The sequence below is a fragment of the Rhodoglobus sp. GW821-FHT12B09 genome (assembly GCF_058809925.1).
In genome coordinates this window covers 85123-105219 of sequence record NZ_JBXATB010000006.1, presented here as the reverse complement: position 1 = coordinate 105219, position 20097 = coordinate 85123, and the positions used below count along the sequence as shown (strand labels likewise).

17 protein-coding genes are annotated in these 20097 nt (G+C 70.7%); 9 read left to right on the top strand and 8 right to left on the bottom strand.

From position 1 onward, the window contains the following. Positions 1-135: 135 nt before the first annotated feature. Positions 136-909, bottom strand: coding sequence for an IclR family transcriptional regulator (locus AC1RTC_RS12615; protein ID WP_493156324.1), 774 nt, complete (start codon positions 907-909; stop codon positions 136-138). Between the two features lie 101 nt (positions 910-1010). On the opposite strand from AC1RTC_RS12615, the gene AC1RTC_RS12610 reads away from it, so the two are divergent. From AC1RTC_RS12610 to AC1RTC_RS12600, 3 genes are read left to right on the top strand one after another with little or no spacing between them, the layout of a single operon-like run. After that, positions 1011-1712, top strand: a complete 702-nt coding sequence (locus AC1RTC_RS12610) for a CoA transferase subunit A (protein WP_493156171.1) — start codon at positions 1011-1013, stop codon at positions 1710-1712. Further along, positions 1712-2353: a CoA transferase subunit B gene (locus AC1RTC_RS12605; RefSeq protein ID WP_493156170.1), complete on the top strand. Its 642-nt coding sequence runs from the start codon at positions 1712-1714 to the stop codon at positions 2351-2353. The genes AC1RTC_RS12610 and AC1RTC_RS12605 overlap by 1 nt, the downstream gene beginning before the upstream one ends. Continuing rightward, positions 2350-3513, top strand: a complete 1164-nt coding sequence (locus AC1RTC_RS12600) for an acetyl-CoA C-acyltransferase (protein ID WP_493156168.1) — start codon at positions 2350-2352, stop codon at positions 3511-3513. Before AC1RTC_RS12605 ends, AC1RTC_RS12600 begins: the two co-directional genes overlap by 4 nt. Positions 3514-3675: 162 nt before the next feature. Here the strand turns inward: AC1RTC_RS12600 and AC1RTC_RS12595 are convergent, their stop codons facing one another. Further along, positions 3676-4920, bottom strand: coding sequence for a hypothetical protein (locus AC1RTC_RS12595; RefSeq protein ID WP_493156166.1), 1245 nt, complete (start codon positions 4918-4920; stop codon positions 3676-3678). Positions 4921-5005: 85 nt separating this feature from the next. Here AC1RTC_RS12595 and AC1RTC_RS12590 point away from each other — a divergent pair, with 85 nt between their 5' ends. Next, a complete protein-coding gene (locus tag AC1RTC_RS12590) occupies positions 5006-8782 on the top strand; it encodes a DEAD/DEAH box helicase (RefSeq protein WP_493156164.1) in 3777 nt (1258 codons plus the stop codon). Next, a complete protein-coding gene (locus tag AC1RTC_RS12585; protein WP_493156162.1) occupies positions 8775-9017 on the top strand; it encodes a hypothetical protein in 243 nt (80 codons plus the stop codon). The genes AC1RTC_RS12590 and AC1RTC_RS12585 overlap by 8 nt, the downstream gene beginning before the upstream one ends. On the opposite strand, the gene nagA is transcribed toward AC1RTC_RS12585, so the two are convergent. The 6 genes from nagA to AC1RTC_RS12555 all read right to left on the bottom strand — a co-directional run bounded on the left by nagA (position 8986) and on the right by AC1RTC_RS12555 (position 16433). Further along, positions 8986-10101, bottom strand: coding sequence for an N-acetylglucosamine-6-phosphate deacetylase (nagA, locus tag AC1RTC_RS12580; RefSeq protein ID WP_493156160.1), 1116 nt, complete (start codon positions 10099-10101; stop codon positions 8986-8988). The two genes, AC1RTC_RS12585 and nagA, sit on opposite strands and share 32 nt — an antisense overlap. Before the next feature lie 49 nt (positions 10102-10150). After that, on the bottom strand, positions 10151-11014 hold the full coding sequence (locus tag AC1RTC_RS12575) for a carbohydrate ABC transporter permease (protein ID WP_493156158.1): 864 nt from the start codon (positions 11012-11014) through the stop codon (positions 10151-10153). Positions 11015-11016: 2 nt separating this feature from the next. Next, entirely contained in the window at positions 11017-11586 is a 570-nt protein-coding gene (locus AC1RTC_RS12570; protein WP_493156156.1) for a carbohydrate ABC transporter permease, read from the bottom strand. A gap of 439 nt (positions 11587-12025) precedes the next feature. Continuing rightward, positions 12026-13177 (bottom strand): ABC transporter substrate-binding protein, encoded by a 1152-nt coding sequence (locus AC1RTC_RS12565; protein ID WP_493156154.1) that lies wholly within the window; start codon positions 13175-13177, stop codon positions 12026-12028. Positions 13178-13410: 233 nt separating this feature from the next. Beyond that, positions 13411-15591, bottom strand: a complete 2181-nt coding sequence (gene gnpA, locus AC1RTC_RS12560) for a 1,3-beta-galactosyl-N-acetylhexosamine phosphorylase (RefSeq protein ID WP_493156153.1) — start codon at positions 15589-15591, stop codon at positions 13411-13413. A gap of 53 nt (positions 15592-15644) precedes the next feature. Continuing rightward, complete coding sequence (locus AC1RTC_RS12555) at positions 15645-16433, bottom strand: DeoR/GlpR family DNA-binding transcription regulator (protein WP_493156151.1); 789 nt, start codon at positions 16431-16433, stop codon at positions 15645-15647. A 102-nt stretch (positions 16434-16535) separates the two neighbouring features. Here AC1RTC_RS12555 and AC1RTC_RS12550 point away from each other — a divergent pair, with 102 nt between their 5' ends. From AC1RTC_RS12550 to AC1RTC_RS12535, 4 genes are read left to right on the top strand one after another with little or no spacing between them, the layout of a single operon-like run. Next, a complete protein-coding gene (locus AC1RTC_RS12550) occupies positions 16536-17417 on the top strand; it encodes an SIS domain-containing protein (protein WP_493156149.1) in 882 nt (293 codons plus the stop codon). A gap of 1 nt (position 17418) precedes the next feature. Beyond that, positions 17419-18288: an ROK family protein gene (locus AC1RTC_RS12545; protein ID WP_493156147.1), complete on the top strand. Its 870-nt coding sequence runs from the start codon at positions 17419-17421 to the stop codon at positions 18286-18288. After that, positions 18285-19229, top strand: a complete 945-nt coding sequence (locus AC1RTC_RS12540; protein WP_493156145.1) for a 1-phosphofructokinase family hexose kinase — start codon at positions 18285-18287, stop codon at positions 19227-19229. The genes AC1RTC_RS12545 and AC1RTC_RS12540 overlap by 4 nt, the downstream gene beginning before the upstream one ends. Then, the gene (locus AC1RTC_RS12535) at positions 19216-20067 is read left to right on the top strand and encodes a class II fructose-bisphosphate aldolase (RefSeq protein ID WP_493156143.1); all 852 of its coding nucleotides are present in this window, start codon (positions 19216-19218) and stop codon (positions 20065-20067) included. The genes AC1RTC_RS12540 and AC1RTC_RS12535 overlap by 14 nt, the downstream gene beginning before the upstream one ends. Positions 20068-20097 lie beyond the last annotated feature (30 nt).

The following is a 20097-nucleotide window of genomic DNA, read 5'->3' as shown; positions in this document are numbered from 1 at the left end:
GCGCCGCGAAGCCGGGCACCGGTACCCTGATCCCATGGCTACCGTCCTCTGGATCATCATCGGCGTCCTCACCCTGTGCACCGGTCTCGGCGCCCTCGTGGCGATCGTCGCCATGGCCGGCTCGAAGTACCGCGGCTAGTTGGCCCCCAGGCGCCGCGACAGCGCGTGCGCCTCGTCGAGCAGCATCCGACCGAGTGCCGGGCGCCGGGCGTCCGCGAAGCGCGACTCGATGCCCGTGATGCTCAGCGCGTACGCGGGGCTGCCGCTCGCGTCGAACACCGCGGCACCCATGCCCCAGCTGCCCTCGACGATCAGGCCGGGGTTCACCGCGAACCCGCGCTCTCGCGTCTCGAGAACCCGTTCCCGGATGCCCGCGCCCGAGTGGCTCGCACCCCACTCCTGCTCGATGCCGGGTGAGCGCCGCAGGTACGCGTCGACCTCGGAGTCCGGCAGGAACGACAGGATCGCGAGCCCGGCGGATGCCACTCCCAGCGGGAACCGCACCCCCTCGTAGAGCACGAACGACCGGACCGGGAAGCTGCCCTCCTCGCGCAACAGGCACACCGTCTCATCCCCGCGCCGCACGGAGAGGAACGCGCTCTCGCCGGTGAGCGCGGCGAGCCGCTGCACGAAGGGCGCCGCCGAGGCGGTCACGTCGTAGCGGCCGGCGGCGATGGTGCCCATCACGAAGAGCTCGGGCCCGAGGAGCCAGTGCGAGGTGCCGGTGTCGAGGTCGACGAATCCCTCTGCGGCGAGGGACCGCAGCAGCCGGTAGGCCGTGGGGCGGGTGAGGCCGACCGCCGCGGCGAGGTCGCTCGTGCGCATCCCCTCGGCCCCGCTCGTGCCGAGCTCGCGCAGGATGCTCGCGATGCGCGCCACGACCTGCCCGCCCTGTACTTTCTCCACAATGTGGTCAGGGTATCCGAGTTCGACCACATGATGCTCACATTCACCCGCTGCGCTGGCATTCCTGCGAGGCTCAGGCGTCCACCTTGTGAGCAGGAGTATGAATGTCGAAACTGTGGCCCAGTGCGGGCGAGGCGGTAGCCGGCCTGCTCGAGGACGGCATGACTCTGGCGGTCGGGGGCTTCGGGCTCAGCGGCATCCCGGCTGATCTCATCGACGCCGTGCGCGACTCGGGCGTGCGCGACCTGACCGTCGTCTCGAACAACATGGGCGTCGACGGCAAGGGGCTCGGGGTGCTGCTCGAGGCAGGGCAGGTGCGGCGCGTGGTGTCGTCGTACGTGGGCGAGAACAAGGGGTTCGCCGCGGCCTACCTCGCCGGCACGCTCGAGGTCGAGTTCGCGCCCCAGGGCACCCTGGCGGAGCGGCTGCGGGCGGGCGGCGCGGGCATCCCGGGCTTCTACACGAAGACGGGCGTCGGCACCCCGGTCGCCGAGGGCAAGCCGACCATGCAGTTCGACGGCGAGGAGTACCTGCTCGAGCGGGGGATCGTCGCCGACGTCGCCCTCGTGCACGCGTACCGCGGCGACCTCGAGGGCAACCTCGTCTACCGGCACACCGCGCGCAACTTCAACCCGCTGGTCGCGACCGCCGGGCGGGTCACGATCGCGGAGGTCGAAGAGCTGGTCGAGGGATACCTCGAGCCCGACTCCGTCGTGACACCGGGGGTGTTCGTGCAGCGGCTGGTCACCACGGGCCGCGCGAAGGACATCGAGCAGCGGACGACGCGGCCGAGGGGAGCGAACTGATGGCGTGGACACGGGACGAGATGGCGGCGATCGCCGCTCGCGGGCTCAAGGACGGCGACTACGTGAACCTCGGCATCGGCATCCCGACGCTCGTCGCCAACCACATCCCCGCCGACGTGCGCGTCACGCTGCAGAGCGAGAACGGGCTGCTCGGCATCGGCCCCTTCCCCTACGAGGGGGAGGAGGACGCCGACCTCATCAACGCGGGCAAGCAGACCGTCACGGCGGTTCCCGGCGCGAGCTTCTTCGACTCCGCCGTGTCGTTCGGGATGATCCGGGGCGGCCACATCGACGCGGCCGTGCTCGGGGCGCTGCAGGTGTCGGCCAGGGGCGACCTCGCGAACTGGATGGTCCCGGGCGCGATGGTCAAGGGCATGGGCGGCGCGATGGACCTCGTCGCGGGCACCCCGCACGTCGTCGTCATCACCGACCACGTGGCGAAGGACGGCAGCCCGAAGATCGTGGCGGAGTGCACGCTGCCTCTCACCGGTCGCCGGTGCGTCGACGAGATCATCACCGATCTGGCCGTGTTCGACGTGACGGAGGCGGGCCTCGTGCTGCGCGAGCTCGCGCCCGGCGTCACCATGGAAGAAGTACGAGAGAAGACCGGAGCAGAGTTTATGGAGGGACCCGCCGCATGAGCACCCTGATCGTGGGCTACGCCCGCACCCCGTTCGTGAAGTTCAACGGCGTGTTCAAGGACATCCCCGCGACAGTGCTCGGCGCGCACGCGGTAGGGGCCGCACTCTCCGCCGCCGGGATCGCTCCGGACGCCGTGCAGTACGTCGTGGGCGGGCAGGTGCTGCAGGCGGGGGCCGGGCAGAACCCGGCCCGGCAGTCGGGCGTGGGGGCGGGCATCCCGCTGACGACGCCCGCGATCACTGTGAACGCGGTCTGCCTGTCGGGCATGGAGGCGGTCGTCGCGGGGCACCGGCTCATCGCCGCCGGCGAGGCGGACGTCGTCGTCGCGGTCGGCCAGGAGTCGATGTCGCTCGCGCCGCACGCGCTCGTCGGGTCGCGCCAGGGCACCAAGTACGGCAGCGCGACCCTCCTCGACACGCTCGAGTTCGATGGGCTCACCGACGCCTTCGAGCGCCGCAGCATGGGGCTCTCGACCGACGAGGTCAACGAGCGGATCGCCCTCACGCGCGAGGAGCAGGACGCCTTCGCGGCGTCCTCGCACTCCCGTCTGGCGGCCGCCTCCTTCGGGGACGAGATCGCGCCGTTCACCGTTCCGGGCCGCACGCCCGTGACCGTCACGGAGGACGACGGCCTGCGCGCCGACACCACCGCGGAGACGCTCGGCAGGCTGCGGCCCGCCTTCCGCGAGGGCGGCACAGTCACGGCCGGCAACGCCTCCCAGATCACGGACGGCGCGGCCGCCATCGTGCTCGTGAGCTCCGCCTTCGCGGAGGCGCACGGGCTCACCGCCCTCGCGCGGGTCGTCTCGCACGCGCTGGTCAGCGGGCCCGACGTCTCGCTGCACTCCCAGCCGTCGAACGCGATCCGCGCCGCGCTCGCCGCGGCCGGTCGGTCGGCCGACGAGCTGGCGGCCGTCGAGATCAACGAGGCGTTCGCGGCGGTCGCCGTGGTCTCGACCCGCGACCTCGGGGTCTCGCCCGAGATCGTGAACGCGCACGGCGGCGCCATCGCCCTCGGGCACCCGATCGGCGCCTCGGGCACGCGCATCGTCGGGCACCTCGCGCGTCGCCTCGCGGCCGCCGGCCCCGGCTCCCTCGGTGCCGCGGGCATCTGCGGCGGCGGCGGGCAGGGTTCCGCGGTGGTGCTCGAGGCGGGTTGAGTAAGGCGCTCTGGCGCCTGTATCGAAACCGGGTGGGTTGAGTAAGGCGCTCTGGCGCCTGTATCGAAACCGGTTGTTCGACTGCGTGGTTTCGATACGGCCCTAGGCGGCCTACTCAACCCGCAGGGTTTCGATACGGCCGCGGGCGGCCTACTCAACCGGCTAGTAGCGCGCCAGGGCGTCCGCGTCGCGCGCGTGCGTGACCGCGCGGCGGATCGTGTCGAGCGCCTCCACCGGGTCCGTCGCGGCCTGCGCGAGCTCGTACTGCCGCTCCGCCTCGGCGAGGCGGGTGCGCGCACCGACGCCCGCGCCGTGGCTGCCGATGTACTCCCGCACCGCCGCGATCTGGCTGGTGGCGCTCACGAGCGTCCCCTCGTACGCTGCGCGGGCGTGGGAGAGCCGGGATGCCTGGTTCCGGGCGCTCGCGAGGGCGAGGTCGAGCTGGGCCACCGCTTCGCCGATGCGGTCGAGCTCGGCCACGGGATCCTTCGTGCCGCCCGTGAGCGACTTCTCCACCAGTGCCATGGCGTCGATGATGCCCTGCGTGGTGTCCGCGTCCGGAGCCTTGTCTCGCTCCGCGGCGGCCTCCACGAGGTCTTTCCGGGTGGTGGCGCGCAGGGTGTCGAGCGCGGCGGCGGCCGAGGCGAGGTCGCGGGCGGTGCGGTCGACGGCGTCCAGCAGCTGGTCGGCGCGGTGCGCGGCCTGGCCGGCGCGGTCGAGGGCGTCCGAGATGTCGTTGACGCCGGTGGACGAGATGGCCGGAGCCGCGGCATCCGCCCCCGCCGTCGCCTCACCGAGTGCGCGCTCGGCGTCGTCGACGTTGGCCGCGACCGCCGCGTAGGTGGAGGGGGCGAACGTGTCGGCGAGGGTGGTCAGTGTGGCGCGGGCCGGGGCGAGCCGGGCGGTCGACGCGGCGATGCGCGAGCGCACGTCGGCGAGCGTGCCCGCTGCGTTGACCTCGAGCTTGCGCAGACTGGCGAACGAGGCATCCTGAGCGGCGAGGGATGACTCGGCCTGCTCGCACAGCGCGATGATCTGGAGCGTCCACTCGCGCTTCTGCTGGTCGCTGTCGGGCACGGCGTCGTCGAGGGCCTGCCGCAGCCGGAACGCCTCGGCGACCTTGCCGCGCGCCGCCGTGACCGTCGCGCCGTAGCCGCGCGCCTTCTCCGCCCCGAACTGGGCTATCGCGTAGCCCAGCTCCTCGTCGGCCTCGCGCACGGCGTCGTCCATCCGCACGAGCAGCGCCGACGCGCGCTGCCCGAGGGCCTCGATCGTGTTCGGGCCCGAGGCGCGGATTCCGCGGTCCCCCCGGCGCCGGAACAGCACCGCGAAACCCACCGCGACCAGCGCCCCCACGATGACCACCGCGGTCACCACCGCGACGACTATGCCCGTGACCACGTCCATGAGCCCCAAGTGTACGGCGGCGCGGTTCCGCGAAACTCGGCTGAACCTGCGGGGTTTCTCCCGGGGGCGACCTTAAGGTTGCCGTGTGTGGCGCGCCGATAGACACTCTGACGACTTCACGGTCGAACCGGACCTCGTCGAGCCCGAAACCCCCTCGGCGCACGCCCAGCTGCAGGTCACGGCGCCCCACGCGATCACCCTCGCGGAGCCGGGTGTGATGCCCGGCAACATCGCCGAGCCCGTGTGGGCCCAGTGGCGGGCCGAGCTCGAGGCCGTCGGCGGGCGCTCCCCGCTCCTGCACTTCATCGACTCGCCGCGCACCCGCATCGAGCTCTCCACGACCCATCCCGGCGGTCTCGCCCAGTTCATCACCGGCAAGACGACGCTGCTCTCCAACCTGATCCGCGACGACGTCGCCCTCCGCACGGCCAAGGCCGCCGCCGGGGCGATCGCCGCGAAGGGCCTCGAGCTGCAGAGCGCACGCGGCATCGACGCGATCCACCTCGGCATCGGCATCGCGGAGTGGCGCCACGGCGGCGACGAGTTCCGCGCGCCGATCCTGCTGCGCCCGCTCGCGATCCGCCGCCACGGCCGCGACTTCGAGGTCAAGCTCCGCGGCCAGGCGTTCCTGAACCCCGCGCTCGCCGCCGCGCTCGACGCGCAGTTCGAGCTGCGCCTCGACGCCGACGCCTTCGTCAAGCTCACCGACGACGACGGCACCTTCAAGCCCAACCCCGTGATCGACCGCCTCCGCGGCCTCACCTCGCACCTCGAGTCGTTCACGGTCAGCCCGCGACTGGTGGTCTCCTCGTTCGCGGATGTCGCGACCGGCCTGGTGCGGGATGCCTCGGCGCTGGAGCATCCCGTGCTCGATGCGATTGCCGGCAACACGGCGGCCAAGTGGACTGTCGAGGAGGCCTACGCCCCCGTGCAGTCCGTGCCGTCGGACGAGCGCGCCCCCGAGACCGACAGCCTCCTGCTCGACGCCGACTCCGAGCAGGAGAACGTGATCGCCCAGATCACGGCAGGCAACTCGCTCGTGGTGAAGACCCTGCCGGGCACGGGCGGCACCCAGACGATCGTGAACGCGATCGGGACCCTGGTCGCGCAGAACAAGCGCGTGCTCGTCGCCTCGGCGCGTCGCGCGTCGCTGCAGTCGATCTCCGACCGCCTCGGCGACATCGGCCTGCCCGGCCTCGCGGTATCGCCGCGCTCGCTGCGCCGTGACATCATCCGCTCGATCTCCCGCAGCGAGAAGGCGAAGCAGCCGCTCGTGGGCGAGGTCGACGAGGCCCTGCTGCGCCTGCGCAAGGTGCTGCTCGACTACCGGGGCGGGCTGTCGAAGAAGGATCCCGCACTCGGCATCTCCGTGCTCGACTGCGTCACCGAGCTCAGCCGCCTGCAGCTGCTGCCCAACCCGCCGTCGACGACCGCCCGCCTGTCGCGCGGCACCGTGGAGCGCCTCGCCTCCGATCGCACCCGTGCCACCGAGGTCATGGTCGCGGCCGCCCAGCTGGGCGAGTTCAAGTACGGCCCCGGCGACTCGCCCTGGTACGGCGCGCAGTTCTCGAGCGGCGAGGAGGCCCTGCGCTCGCACGAGATCGCGAAGCGGCTGAACGAGAGCCTGCCGAAGCTCGTCGAAGCCGGCATGCACCTCATCTCGGGCACGCACATGCGCCCGTTCCAGAACCTCAACGAGCTCGGCACGTACCTGCGCCTGCTCGTGGACCTGCGCGACACGCTCGACCGCTTCCAGCCGATGGTCTTCGACCGCTCGATCACCGAGCTCATCGCGGCGACCGCCCCCAAGCGCGACTTCCCGGACATGTCGGGCGGAGACCGCCGCCGCCTGAAGAAGCTCGCGCTCGAGTACGTGCGCCCCGGCGTCCGCGTCGGCGACCTCAACGCGTCGCTCGTGCGCATCCAGCAGCAGCGCGTGCTGTGGCACCGGTTCGTGGCCGAGGGTGCGACGCCCGAGGTGCCGGTGGGCATCGGCGAGGTGCAGGCCGCCTACACGCAGGTGGCTCAGGACCTCGGCGCCCTCGACGGACCGCTCGCCCTCAACTCGCGCGACACGCAGCTTGGCAGCATGCCCGTCGCCTTCCTCATCGAGAAGATCGCCGGCCTCGCCGCCGAGTCGGACGTGCTGCACAACCTGCAGGAGCGCACCGCCCTCATGTCGAACCTGCGCGAGCTCGACCTCGACCCGCTGATCGACGACCTCGCGCGCCGGCACGTCCCGGAGAGCGAGGTGGCCGCGGAGCTCGAGCTCTCGTGGTGGAAGTCCGCGCTCGAGGGCATGCTCGAGTCCGATCGCGCGCTGCTGAACGCGAACACCTCCGTGCTCGACCGCCTCGAGGCCGACTTCAAGCTCGTGGATGAGGCGCACGCCGCCGGCAACGCGCAGCTCCTGGGCTGGCAGCTCGCCGAGAACTGGAAGATCGGCCTGGTCGACTGGCCGGACGAGGCGGCGCTGCTCAAGCGCGCGCTCTCCCGTGAGACGGTCACCGCGTTCGACCTCCAGACCACCGCGCCGCACCTCTCCCGCACCGTGGCGCCCGTGTGGCTGACCACCCCGTACGAGGTCGACGAGATCGTCGACACGATGCCGTTCGACACGGTCATCCTGGTGGATGCCGGTGCCACGACGATCGCGGAGAACGCCGGCGCCATCCGCCGCGCGAAGCAGGTCGTCGCGTTCGGCGACCCGGTCACGCAGACCCCGGCCCCCTTCGAGATCGCGGTCACCGACGCGACGCTGGCCGCTCCCTCCACGGAGGACTCCCGCGACGAGCTGCACGCCAACTCGGCCCTGGCCCGCCTCGGCGAGCTGCTGCCGACCCTCACTCTCACCCGCAGCTACCGCCCCGGCGGCGAGGACCTCGCGGAGCTCGTGAACCGCCGCTTCTACGGCGGCCGCATCGAGTCCCTGCCCTGGGCCGGCTCGTTCCTGGGGCACGGCAGCCTCGCGCTCGACTACGTCCCCGACGGGCACGGGATGCCCGACCCCGACTCCGGCGCCGTCGAGAGCCCGCGCGCCGAGGTGGAGCGCGTCGTCGATCTCGTCCTCGACCACGCCACGAAGAAGCCGCACGAGTCCCTCATGGTGATCACGGCCTCCGAGAAGCACGCCGTCGACGTCATGCAGGCCGTGCTCAACCTGGCCGCGACGCAGCCCGAGCTGCTCGACTTCGTCACGCACGACCGCCCTGAGCCGTTCACGGTCAGCACGATCGAGCAGGCGGTGGCGCAGAGCCGCGACCGCGTCATCTTCTCGATCGGCTACGGCCGCACCCCGCACGGCCGCGTGCTCTCCGACTTCGGGGCGCTCGGCGAGCCCGGGGGAGAGCGGCTGCTCGCCGTCGCGATGACGCGCGCCCGCCGCTCCATGGTGATCGTCTCCTCCTTCGAGCCGGCCGACCTCGACGACGGCCGCATGCAGCACGGCGCCGTTGCCCTCGCGGAGATCCTCAGCGAGGTCGGCGCCCGCCAGGCCGCCGTGCCGATCCCCGACGACAGCGAGCCGATGCTCGTGGACCTCGCCCAGCGCCTCGAGGCCCGCGGCCTGAACGTTGCGCTCGGGCACCGCGGAAAGCTGGGGCTCGTGGCATCCCGCGGCGGCATGTGCATCGCGATCGAGACCGACTCGGTGCTGCACCGCGCCTCACTGCGCGAGTCGCTGCGCCTTCGGCCCGAACTGCTGCGCCGCCTCGGATGGCACTACCTCCGCGTGCACGCCTTCGAGCTGTTCAGCGACCCCGACGCCGTCGCCGCCAAGGTCGCGGTCATGCTCGGAGCGGACGCCGCGCCGGTCACCGAGCCGATCGCGATCATCCCGGTGGATGCCTCGGCGCGTGCCTGACAAGCGCCGCCGCGGTCACGCCGACGAGCCGGAGGCCGCGGTCTTCACGCCCTCGGAGCCCTCGCACCGCGCCGACGTGCCCACCGACATCCCCGTCGGCCGCGGCAAGCACCGGCGCGTGACCACGGAGCCCCCCGCCGGTTCCGACCCGGCCCCGGCCCCCGAGCCCCCGCGCCACGCCTCCACGGAGAACGACGAGCAGCTCAAGCGCGACGTGCCGCCGCACTGGGCCTAGGCCGCGTCACCCACCGTCCCCGGCGCATCACCGCCCGCAGGCGGATGTCGTCGTCTAGCCAGCACAGGTCCGCCCGGCGCCCCACCTCGATGGCCCCGACATCCGAGAGGCCGTGCGTCCACGCGGGGGTGGAGCTCGCCATGCGCGCGGTGGCCGGAACCGTCGCGCCCGCCTCGACCACCATCCTGCGGAATGCGGCGTCCATCGTGAGGGTCGACCCCGCTATCGACCCGAGCGCGCCATCGGGCAGCAGGAGCCGGGCCACACCCGAGACCACGGATGCCGTGAGGTCTCCCAACGGGTAGGTGCCGTCCGGGCATCCGGTTGCGCTCATCGCGTCGGTGACGAGGCTGATGCGGTTCGCGCCCGCGCAGGCGACGGCGAGGCGCAGCATCTCGGGGTCGACATGCGTGCCGTCGGCGATGAGCTCGACGGTCACACCCGGCTCGGTGAGCAGCACCGCCGCCGGGCCGGGCTCGCGATGGTGCAGCGGCGGCATGCCGTTGAAGAGGTGGGTGGCGACCGTGGCGCCCGACCGCACGGCGGCGCGGGTGACCCTCGGGGCCGCTGCGGTGTGGCCGACGGCGACCACGATGCCGCGGGCGGCGAGGTAGCGCACAGCGTCGAGCCCGCCAGCGCGCTCGGGGGCCAGAGTGATCATGGCGATCGCTTGACCGCCGGCCTCCAGCAGGGGCTCGAGCGCGTCGGGAGTCGGGTCGATCAGGAGGTCGGAGTCGTGCGCGCCCCGCATGTCGGCCGACAGGAACGGACCTTCCAGATGGATGCCCGCCAGCTCGCCCGACGCGACGTGCGGTCGAAGGCGCCGGACCTGCTCCGCGAGCTGCTCGGCTTCCGCGGTCACGGTGCTGGCGATCATCGTCGTGGAGCCGTGCTCGCGGTGGTACCGGATCGCCTTCAGAGTGCTGGTCTCGTCGGCGGACCCGAACTGCGCTCCGAGGGCGCCGTGGCAGTGTGTGTCGACGAAACCGGGGACGACCCAGCCCGCGAGCGCCTCCGTGCCGCAGCCGGCCTCGATCCCGGTGATCCAGCCGTCGGTGACCACGACAGTTGCACGTTCGAGCACCTCATTGCCTCGGCCGGTCACGAGCCTTCGGCACCCCACTCGAAGCGAGTTACCCCTTGACGGCACCCGCGGCCAGCCCCGACTGCCAGAAGCGCTGCAGCGCCACGAACAGCACGATCAGCGGAATCACACCAAGAAGTGCGCCCAGCAGTACGGCGCCCTTGTCCGGCGAGAAATAGCTCGTCATGCCGTACAGCCCGAGTGTCACCGGCTTGAGGCTCGACGACGAGATCATCATGAGCGGCAGCAGGAAGTTGTTCCAGGTCGCGACGAACACGAAGAGGAAGATCGTCACCATCGGGGGAGCGAGCAGCCTCAGCACGATGGTGATGAAGATGCGGAGCTCACCGGCGCCGTCGATGCGCGCCGCTTCGAGAAGCTCGGTCGGCACGGACGCCTCCGCGTAGACGCGACCGAGCAGCACTCCGAACGGGCTCACAGCGGAGGGGATGATGATCGACCACACGCTGTTCGTGAGCCCGAGCTGCTGGAAGAGCACGTAGAGGGGAACGGTCAGGATCGCGACGGGCATCAGGAGGCCAGTCAGCACGAAACCCTGCAGCAGCTTGCGGCCGGGGAACTCGAACTTCGCAATCGCGTAGCCGCAGGCGACAGCGACCAGGGTGCCGAGCGCCGCGGAGACTGTCGAGTAGAAGATCGAGTTGACCACCCACAGCGGGTACAGGCCCGCCGACCAGGCCATCAGCGCCTGCCAGTTCTCACCCCACTGAATCGTCGAGAACGAGAACCCGGGGCTGTCGAGCAGACTCGCGTTGTCTTTGGACGACGCGATCACCAGCCACACGATGGGGGCTAGGAAGTACACGGCGGTGAGCGCGAGCAGTCCGACGGTGAGGGTTCGCGCGCTGAATGAGGGAGTCAGTGCGCGGGCGGCGAGGTCACGGCGGGCCATGGTCAGTCGACCTTTCGCTGGATGGCCGCGTAGAGGGCGGCGAGACCCCCGGCGATGACCGCCATCAGGATCGAGATGGCGGAGGCCGGGCCGGCACCGCTCGGTGACGACTGGCCCATCATCGAGCTGTAGGCGAGCATCATCGGGGTGAAGTCGTTCCCCATCCACGAGGCCACGGTGCGCAGGACCATCGGCTCGTTGAACAGCTGGACGGTTCCGATGATCGACAGCAGCACGGCGAGCAGGGCGGCGCCGCGCACCATGGGGATCTTGATGCGCAGCGCGATCTGCAGTCCGGAGGCCCCGTCCAGTCGCGCCGCTTCGTACAGGTCGGACGGGATCGCCTTGAGGGCGGCGAGGAAGATCAGCATGTTGTAGCCCGTATAGGTCCAGGTCGTCATGTTGCCCATCGAGACGAGGATCGTCGACGGGGAGAGGAAGAAGGGGTCGCTGCCGATCGCGGGAAGACTGCCGGCGAAAGGCGAGATCTCGGGCACGTAGAGGTAGGTCCACACGATCGCCGCGATGATGCCGGGGATCGCGAACGGCAGGAAGTAGAGCAGGCGCCACACCGGTGCGGCGAACCAGCCCGGCGTCGAGGACCAGCGCGAGCACGAGTGCGACGCCGATCATGATCGGGATCTGCAGGGCGCCGAACAGCGTGACTCTGCCCATCCCCGACCAGAATGCCGGGTTGGACGCCGCGGCGACGAAGTTCTTCACGCCGACGAAGACCTCTTCCTGCTCGCCGCCCCCGAAGAGTCCGCCGGCGACGGACTGCATAGCGTGGAACGCTGCCCACACCGACGAGAGGATGGGGGCGACGAACACGAGCAGGAAGAGGGCGACGAACGGCAGGCAGAAGAGCCATCCCGTCATCGCCTGCGATCGTGCCTGTCGGCCTCGGCGGAGTGTCGGGAGCCGAGTTGAGGTGGTCGTCACGGTCGTCGTCCTTGTCTTGCGCGATGGTGCGGGCCCCGGGCGACGTGTCGCCCGGGGCCCGCGAGGTGGTTAGTTGCCCGCGACCGGCAGGTTCGCGGCCTTGAGGGCCTCGATCGACGCGGCCTGGGCCGCGGCGAAGACATCGGCAACCGAGCCCGTACCGCCGGCGGCCGCGGCGGCAGCCTCGGACATCTTCGGCGGCACCGCCGAGAAGCCGGGGATGTAGCCGAAGTCGGCGTTGAGCGAGGCGTTGGCCTTGACCAGCTCGGCCTGCACGTCCTGTCCGCCGAACTGCGCGAGCAGCTTCGCCGAGGTCTTGGCGGGAGCCGTCGCCGCCGGGACGAGACCCTGCGAGGCGAGGTCGTCGACCTGGGTGTTGAACCAGGCGTTGAACTCCATGGCCTCGGCCGGGTGCTCGCAGCCCTTCATCACGGCGACGCCGGAGCCACCGTCGGGGCCGGTCTTGCCGCCCGCGCCGAAGTCGGGGATCTGGGCAACACGCCACTGGCCCTCGTACTCGGTGCCGTCGAGGGCATCGAGCGCGAAGCCCGTCTCCCACGCCGGGACGATGTTGCCGATGAGCTGGCCGTCGGTGAGCGCCTTGCCGTACGCCTCGCCCCAGCGGTCGAGGGTCAGCACCGACTTCGCGTCGATGAGCTTCTGCCAGAACGAGGCCACTGTCGCGGATGCCTTGCCGTCGGCGTCGACGTTCCACTCGTCGCTCGAGCCGTCGTACCAGACGCCGCCGGCGGCAGCCGCCTGTGCGGAGAGCCAGTAGCCGGCCTCGTCGGGCATGAAGTCGCCGATGTACTTGCCCGCGGCGGCAGCCTTGGCGGCTTGCGTCGTGAACTCGTCGAGGGTGGTGGGAACGGTGAGCCCGAGAGCCGTGAACTGAGCCTCGTTGTACATGTACACGAGAGGGCCCGAGTCCTGCGGGAGGCCCACGGTCTTGCCCGCGACGGACATCTGGCCGAACGCGCCGCCGAAGTCGCCCTCGTACTTGGCGGCCTCCGTCGTCACATCCTCGAGGAGTCCCTTCGTGTACAGCTCGGGCACTTCTCCGTACCCGACCTGCGCGAGGCACGGCGCGTTGCCGGCGGCGACATCGGTCTGGAGCTTGAGGATCATCTCGGGAGCTGCGCCGTCGAACTTGGTCGGGGTGACCTGGATCTCGGGGTGGGACTTGTTCCACTTGGCCACGATGTCGGCGACCTTCGTCATGCCTTCTCCGTCGGGGAGACGGTGGAGGTAGGAGATCTGAACGGGTTCGCCGGAGGCAGCGGGCGTACCGGAGGTGCAGCCCGCGAGGGCCAGCACTCCGGTAAGTCCCGCTGCAGCGATCAACACTCTGGTGCGACGGTGCATTTGTTGCCTTTCAGGAAGAGGAAACGATCGAAACTGATCGTTTGCGACTCTAGCGTGCAATACCACTCAGGTCGAGAGGGGCGACGGCATCAGTTGGATAACGAGAGCCACTCGTGTCCTGCGCCCGCGAGGTCGACGCTCCACGACCGACCATTCGCACCCCTGACTCTGGTGGCGACGGAGTCGGGAGAGCTGTTGTAGGCGAGCGCGAGGCTGCGAGCGGGATAGTGCGCCACCTCCACCCTCGCGTCGTCGGCCGTCCACTCGGGGAACGCCGCCTCCTGTCCCGCCGCCCAGAACAGCGCGCGGTGCATGACGCGGTTGTTGCTCGTCGACCACGGCAGCCCCGCGAGGTAGACCGCCCGGCCCCGGGCGAACCGGTGCGCGGCGGCGATCACGTGGTCCCCGTCGGCGCGGAGCACGCGCACGTCGGCGGAGACGGGGATGATGCCCGGCGTGCCCTCCCCGGCATCGAGCTGCCGCCCGCCGAGGTCGGCGACGATGAAGTGGTCGGGGTCATGACGGGCGTGCCGGTTGGTCGAGAGGCCCCAGCCGAGCTCCCTGTCGACCCCCAGCACGTCCGCGAGCTGGAAGGTGACACCGCCGGCCGGGTGCGCTGTGGGGTCTCCGATTCCGATGAAGCCGCCGCCCGCCGCCACGAAGGCGCGCACGGCCGCCTGCACGGCCGCATCGCCCCAGTGCGCGCCGCCCGAGAACGCGGTGCCGGCCGCACCGGCGTTCACGAGCACCCCGATGTCATCCGGTACCCCGTCCGCGATGTCGTCGAAAGACAGGAACCGCACCTCCACGGGGAGCCCGGCCAGTGCCTCGAGCGCGCCGATGTACGAGTACGACTGCCGGTACCACTTGGCGTGGGCGACCATGTGGGTCTGCCAGCTCCGCAGCCGCCCCCAGGCGTTGAGCACCCCGACGACGAACGGGGCAACGGCCGGTCGCTCGCCCCCGGTCCGCTCATGGAGCGCGCGGAACTCGTCGGCGATCTGCTCGATGCGGTCGACGAACTCCGGGAACGGCAGGATGAGGGACGAGAACCCGCCGTACCCGATGCGGTCGAGCGGCGACCGCACGATGGCCCTGCGAGCGGTGAGCCACGACTCCGTGGCCTCGGCCACCGGATCGCCGCCCTCGCGGAAGACGTCCGGGAAGAAGTAGGGCAGGAACCTGCCCTCCGTGTACTTCACCCCGGGGATGTCGGCGATCATCCTGCAGGTCGCGGCCGAGCCCACCGATCCGACCACGGCGTCGAGCCCCGCCTCGGCGAAGCGCGGCCCGTAGGGCTCGGTGCCGATCCAGTTGTCGCCCAGGAACATCATCGCCTCCTTGTCAGCGGCGTGCACCTGGTCGACGAGCTGGCGAACGCGGTCGATGACGAAGCCGTGCGTGAAGTCGATCCAGTCGAGCATCGCGCGCGACGGCACCCGGAACGTGCTGTTGTAGTAGCCCTCGTCCACGAAGTCCTCGGCGCGCAGCGCGTAGCCGCGCTCGGCTTCGAACTGCTCCATCGCCGCCACCGAGACGGACGCCGAATAGCCGAACCAGTCGACGAACTTCTCGCGGCCGGCGTCGTCGTAGACCAGCGTGAAGTGGTAGAAGAAGGTCGTGAAGCGCACGACATCGATGCCGGGATGCTCGCCGAGCCAGCTCTCGAGGGACGCCCTGATGTGCTGCCAGGTCTCCGGATACCTCGCGTCGTACGGCTGCTCCTTGACCCGCTCGGGGTCGGAGGCCCAGTCGTTGGTCAGGTAGTTGTACATCTGGGTCGGATCCCAGACCTGCCGGGCCAGGAACGCCACCGTGTAGACGTGGCCGACCTCGGGGGCGGCGATGCTCACCGCGGCGTCGGCACCCTCGTGCGCCAGCGTCCACTCCGCCGGCGCGAGCGCGCGCCCGGTGGTGCGATCAACGACCTCCCACCACCGGCGGACGTCGCACCCGGTGTCGGGAACCACCTGGTCGACGCTGTATCCGTCGGCCACCCGGATCACGAGCGGGGCAGTCGCCAGGGCCGTGGTGCGGTTCGACAGCAGGTAGACGTGGGTTGTCTCATCCGGATGCGACAGCGCCCACTCCTGGTCGCCGCGACCCACGAAGTACGTGGCATAGACCTTGGCGGCGAGGCTGTGCACGAGCTCGGGAAGCTCGGTGCCGTCGCTGTTGCGCACCGCATCGGCGCCCAACCGCCTCACGAGTTCGAGGATCTCCTCGTCGATTCCCTGTTCTACGGGGAGGGTGAAACGGCCGAGGGACATGGCGACTCCGATATGTGTTGTGGTGTTGAAACGGCTATCGGAGTGTTGGGCCGCTACGCGACCAGCACCTCGACACCGCGCTCCCGCAGGGCTGCGAGATGGTTCTGGTCTGCTGCATCGTCGGTGATGACCGTCATGCCGCTCTGGAGAGTGCCGATGCGGGCGAACGCCGAGCGCCCGAGCTTGCTCGAGTCGGCCAGCACGACGACCCGGCTCGACGCCTGGACGAGAGCCGCGTTGATCGCCGCCTCGTCCTGGTCGTCGGCGCAGAGCGCGCCGGTGGTGAGGTCGATGGAGTTGACACCGAGGAACAGCAGGTCGATCTGGAGGGATGGGAGGATGAGCGCGGCAAGGGGGCCGATGAGCTCGAACGACCTGGTTCGCGCGACGCCGCCCGTAACGACGACCCGCAGCTGCGGGCGGATCGTGAGGTCATTGGCAATGTTCACGGCGTTGGTGACGACGGTGACGGGGCTGTTCTCGAAGTCAGGCTCTGCTGAGACCCGGATGCCCAGCTCGTGCGCTGTGGCCGTTGTCGTCGTGCCCCCGTTGAAACCGACGACATCGCCCGGGCGCACAAGCTCGATCGCGCGGGCGGCGATCCGCCCCTTCTCACGCCACTGCCTCGCCCCCCGCTGCCGCAGGGGCACTTCGCCCGTGCTCGGGTTCGACCGCGCACCACCGCGAGTGCGGATGACGAGCTGCTGCTCGGCGAGCGAATCGAGGTCGCGACGGGCAGTGGCCGGCGAGATGCCGAGCTTCTCGACGACCTCGTCGACGTGGATCGAGCCGTTCTCAACGACGAGGTCTACAAGTCGGGCCAGTCGCGCTTGTCGCGTCATTGCCCATCCTTCCTGTTGGTCGCCGTCGTTGCTTGGACACAACCCTAGCGAATGTGATTAGATCTGCACGCAATACATCAACATCGATCACGAAAGGTTCTCGTGAGTCTGACTTCCCTTGAAATCGACAGCCAGGCCAAGACCTGGCCACAGGCAGTCATTCATGCCCAGCATGCACCACAGGGACTCCCCATACCGGGAGAATCCGTGGCCGTCGTCGGGTGTGGCACATCTGTCTTCATCGGCGAGTCATATTCGCGCCTGCGAGAGGAGGCCGGGCAGGGTGTGACCGACGCGCACCTGCCGACCGAATTCCCCTGGCGCGACTACGACCGGGTGGTCCTGCTCTCGCGGTCCGGCACCACCACCGAGGTCGAGCGTCTCGCCCAGGAGCTCGCCGAACGGGGAATCCCCACGGTGCTGATCACCTCCGTTGCCGGCGGGCCGATCGCCCTGCACGTCGCAACGGAGATCGTGCTGGACTACGCCGGCGAGCAGTCGGTTGTCCAGACGCGCTTCGCGACCTCCGCCTGGGTGTTCCTCACGGCCGCCCTCGGCATCGACACGGCGCCCGTCGTCTCAGACGTCGAGCGCGCCCTCGCGTGGCCGCTCGATCCGAACTGGGTGCGCGCCGACCAGATCACGTTCCTCGGCGAAGGCCTTGCCATCGGGCTCGCCCACGAAGCCGCTCTCAAGTGCCGCGAGGCGTCGCAGTCCTGGACGGAGTCCTACTCCGCGATGGACTACCGGCACGGCCCCATCTCGATCGCCCAGCCGGGCCGTGTTGTCTTCTTCCTGGGGGCGCCCCCGGCGGGCCTCGTCTCGCAGATCTCGCAGACCGGCGCTGACTCGGCAGTCCTCGATCTCGAACCCCTCGCAGCCCTCGTCGTGGCCCAGCGGCTGGCTGTCGCCCGCTCGCAGGCTGCCGGTTTCGACCCCGACCGGCCCCGCAACCTGACTCGCGCCGTCATCCTGGGGGCATGACGTGGCCGGCAGGAACGCAGTCGGGATCGACGTCGGCGGCAGCTCGATCAAGGCGGTCAGCCTCACGCCCGCCGGCACGGTCGTCGAGCAGCGGCAGGTCGAGCTCCCCGCCACCGAGTCGGGAATCCTCGCCGCCATCGCGGCGCTCGCCGACGGACTCGGTGCCGGCCCCTCGCTGGGCGTCTGCGTTGCCGGCGTCGTCGACGAGGAGGCGGGGGTCGCGCTGGCCGCGAGCAACCTCCCGTGGAGCAGCTCGCCACTGCGCGGGCTGATCTCCGACGCGACCGGGCGGACCGTTGTGCTCGGCCACGACGTGCGCTGTGGCGCCCGCGCCGAGCTTCGCTGGGGCACCGGCTTCTCCAGCATGCTGTACGTCGCGGTCGGCACGGGAATCTCCTCGGTGTCGCTGGTGGACGGCCAGATGCTCCCAGGCCTGTACGCGGGAGAGATCGGGCAGGTGCTCGTTGCCGCGCCCGGCCAGCCTCTGGAGCGGGTCGCCCTGGAACGGCTCGCTTCGGCCTCGGCCATCGTGCGGCGGTTCGAGGAGCGTGCTCCCGGCACCCTCGCCGTGGGCGGCGGCGCGCGCGAGGTCATCGCCCTGATGGGCGCGATCCCGGCCGCCGATGCTGTCGTAGGCGATGCGGTCGCGGCACTGGCCGCCGCGGTGGCGGTGGCGGTGGCCGTGACGGCGCCGTCGGTGGTCGTGATCGCCGGGGGAGTGGCGGGGGCGGGCGCGGCGATCGTGGATCCCCTGGCGGACGAGCTGCGGGTGGCGCTCGGCCTCGTGCCCGCTCCCTCCGTCGTGGCGAGCCCCCTGGGTCAGTTCGGTCAGGCCATGGGCGCTGCATCCCTCGTTATTCCGCTGCAATGATCGTCGTCGTCACTCCGAATCCCGCTATCGACATCACCTACGACGTTCCCGGGCTCGAGCTCCACGAGACGGTACGCGTGCGCAGGGTCACCGAGCGTGCGGGCGGCAAGGGGCTGAATGTCGCCCGTGTCCTCGCGCGGCTGGGCGAGGCCGTCGCGCCCTTCGGCTTCGTCGGCGGCGAGGAGTTCCTCGAGCTCGTTGCGCAGAGCAGCGAGCTCGCCGATCTCGATTCGACCTGGATCCCCGTTCCCGAGCGCACTCGCCGCACTGTCGTGGTTGTCGAGAGCGCGGGGGCGACGCTGTTCAGCGAGCCCGGTGCGCCGCTTCCGCCCGGCGCCTGGCACCGCCTCGTCGAGGCAGTCTCGGCGCTCGTCGGCCCCGGTGACGTGGTGTGCGTGTGCGGTTCATTCCCGCCGGACACCGCGCCGGGCAGCCTCAGCAGGCTCATCGCCTCGGTGCGCGAGTCCGGTGCCCGGACCATTGCCGACACCTCGGGGGCGTGGCTGCGTGAGGCTGCCCAGGCCGGCGCCGACGTGGTCAAGCCGAACGAGCGAGAGCTCCTCCACGCCACCGGCGCGGACGACGTGGTCGTCGGTGCGCGCCGACTGCTCAACTGGGGTGCACGGGAGGTGGTGGCATCCTGCGGCGCCGACGGGTTGAGGCTGTTCTCCGCTGCGGCGCCCGGCACCTGGTGGGAGGCGCGGAGCAGCGGGGCTGTCACCGGCAACCCCACGGGTGCGGGTGACGCAGTTGTCGCGTCGCTCGCGCGCTCACTGCACACGGGCGGCGCGCTCTACGGGCAGGCCGAGGCAGCCCTCCGCGACGCCACGGCCCTGGGCGGTGCCGCAGTGGCCGCGGCGGTCGCCGGCGAGTATGTCGAGGGCGTCAGGTCGAGCATCGCCGACACGGCCGTGGTGAGGATGATCGATGCCGCTCTCTGACCTTCGCGAGCTCGCGGCCAACGCGCTCGCCGCCGGTGAGGGCGTCGGAGCGTTCAACGTCGCCTTCCTCGAGCACGGTGAGGCTCAAGTGGCGGGAGCGGAGTCCGTCGGGCGCCCCGTCGTCCTCCAGGTCTCGCAGAACGCCGTCGCCTTCCACCGGGGGCGCCTCGCGCCGATCGGCTGCGCCGTGCTCGCACTGGCGGAGGCCGCGACCGTGCCGGTCGTTGTCCACCTCGACCACGCAGACGACGTCGGCCTGTGCCGCGAGGCCGTCGAGCTGGGCTTCGGGTCCGTCATGTTCGACGGCTCGCACCTCGACTACGAGACCAATGTCGCCACGACGGCGGAGGTCGTGGCGTTCTGCCACGCGGCCGGAGTGGCGGTCGAGGCGGAGCTCGGCGAGGTCGGCGGGAAGAACGGAGTGCACGACCCCTCCGCGCGCACCTCGGTCGACGACGCTGTGAGGTTCGTCGAGCAGACGGGCGTGGACCTGCTCGCCGTCGCCGTCGGCTCCTCGCACACCATGACCACCCGCGGCGCCGAGCTCGACCTCGAGCTGATCGCGCAACTCCGGCGCGCCCTGCCGGTTCCGCTCGTGCTGCACGGCTCGTCGGGGGTGAGTGACGAGGGGATGCAGGCGGCAATCGACGCCGGGATGACCAAGATCAACGTCTCGACACATCTCAACGTGCTGCACACGGCCGAGGTGCGGGCACAGCTGCTCGCCGACTCCGGACTCGTGGACCCTCGGCGCTATATGGCTCCCGCCGACGCCGTGATCCAACTCGAGGTGGCGCGGCTGCTCGATCTCTACGCCATGATCGAAAATGACAATTAAATACCCATACCAATCAGTTGTGAGTAAAAT

Bases quoted from the DNA above. Each gene is read 5' to 3' on its own strand.
- AC1RTC_RS12600 (WP_493156168.1), top strand. From the start codon at position 2,350: ATGAGCACCCTGATCGTGGGCTACGCCCGCACCCCGTTCGTGAAGTTC.
- AC1RTC_RS12610 (WP_493156171.1), top strand. From the start codon at position 1,011: ATGTCGAAACTGTGGCCCAGTGCGGGCGAGGCGGTAGCCGGCCTGCTC.
- AC1RTC_RS12535 (WP_493156143.1), top strand. From the start codon at position 19,216: ATGCCGCTCTCTGACCTTCGCGAGCTCGCGGCCAACGCGCTCGCCGCC.
- AC1RTC_RS12540 (WP_493156145.1), top strand. From the start codon at position 18,285: ATGATCGTCGTCGTCACTCCGAATCCCGCTATCGACATCACCTACGAC.
- AC1RTC_RS12555 (WP_493156151.1), bottom strand. From the start codon at position 16,433: ATGACGCGACAAGCGCGACTGGCCCGACTTGTAGACCTCGTCGTTGAG.
- AC1RTC_RS12565 (WP_493156154.1), bottom strand. From the start codon at position 13,177: ATGACGAAGGTCGCCGACATCGTGGCCAAGTGGAACAAGTCCCACCCC.
- AC1RTC_RS12575 (WP_493156158.1), bottom strand. From the start codon at position 11,014: ATGGCCCGCCGTGACCTCGCCGCCCGCGCACTGACTCCCTCATTCAGC.
- AC1RTC_RS12595 (WP_493156166.1), bottom strand. From the start codon at position 4,920: ATGGACGTGGTCACGGGCATAGTCGTCGCGGTGGTGACCGCGGTGGTC.
- gnpA (WP_493156153.1), bottom strand. From the start codon at position 15,591: ATGTCCCTCGGCCGTTTCACCCTCCCCGTAGAACAGGGAATCGACGAG.
- AC1RTC_RS12605 (WP_493156170.1), top strand. From the start codon at position 1,712: ATGGCGTGGACACGGGACGAGATGGCGGCGATCGCCGCTCGCGGGCTC.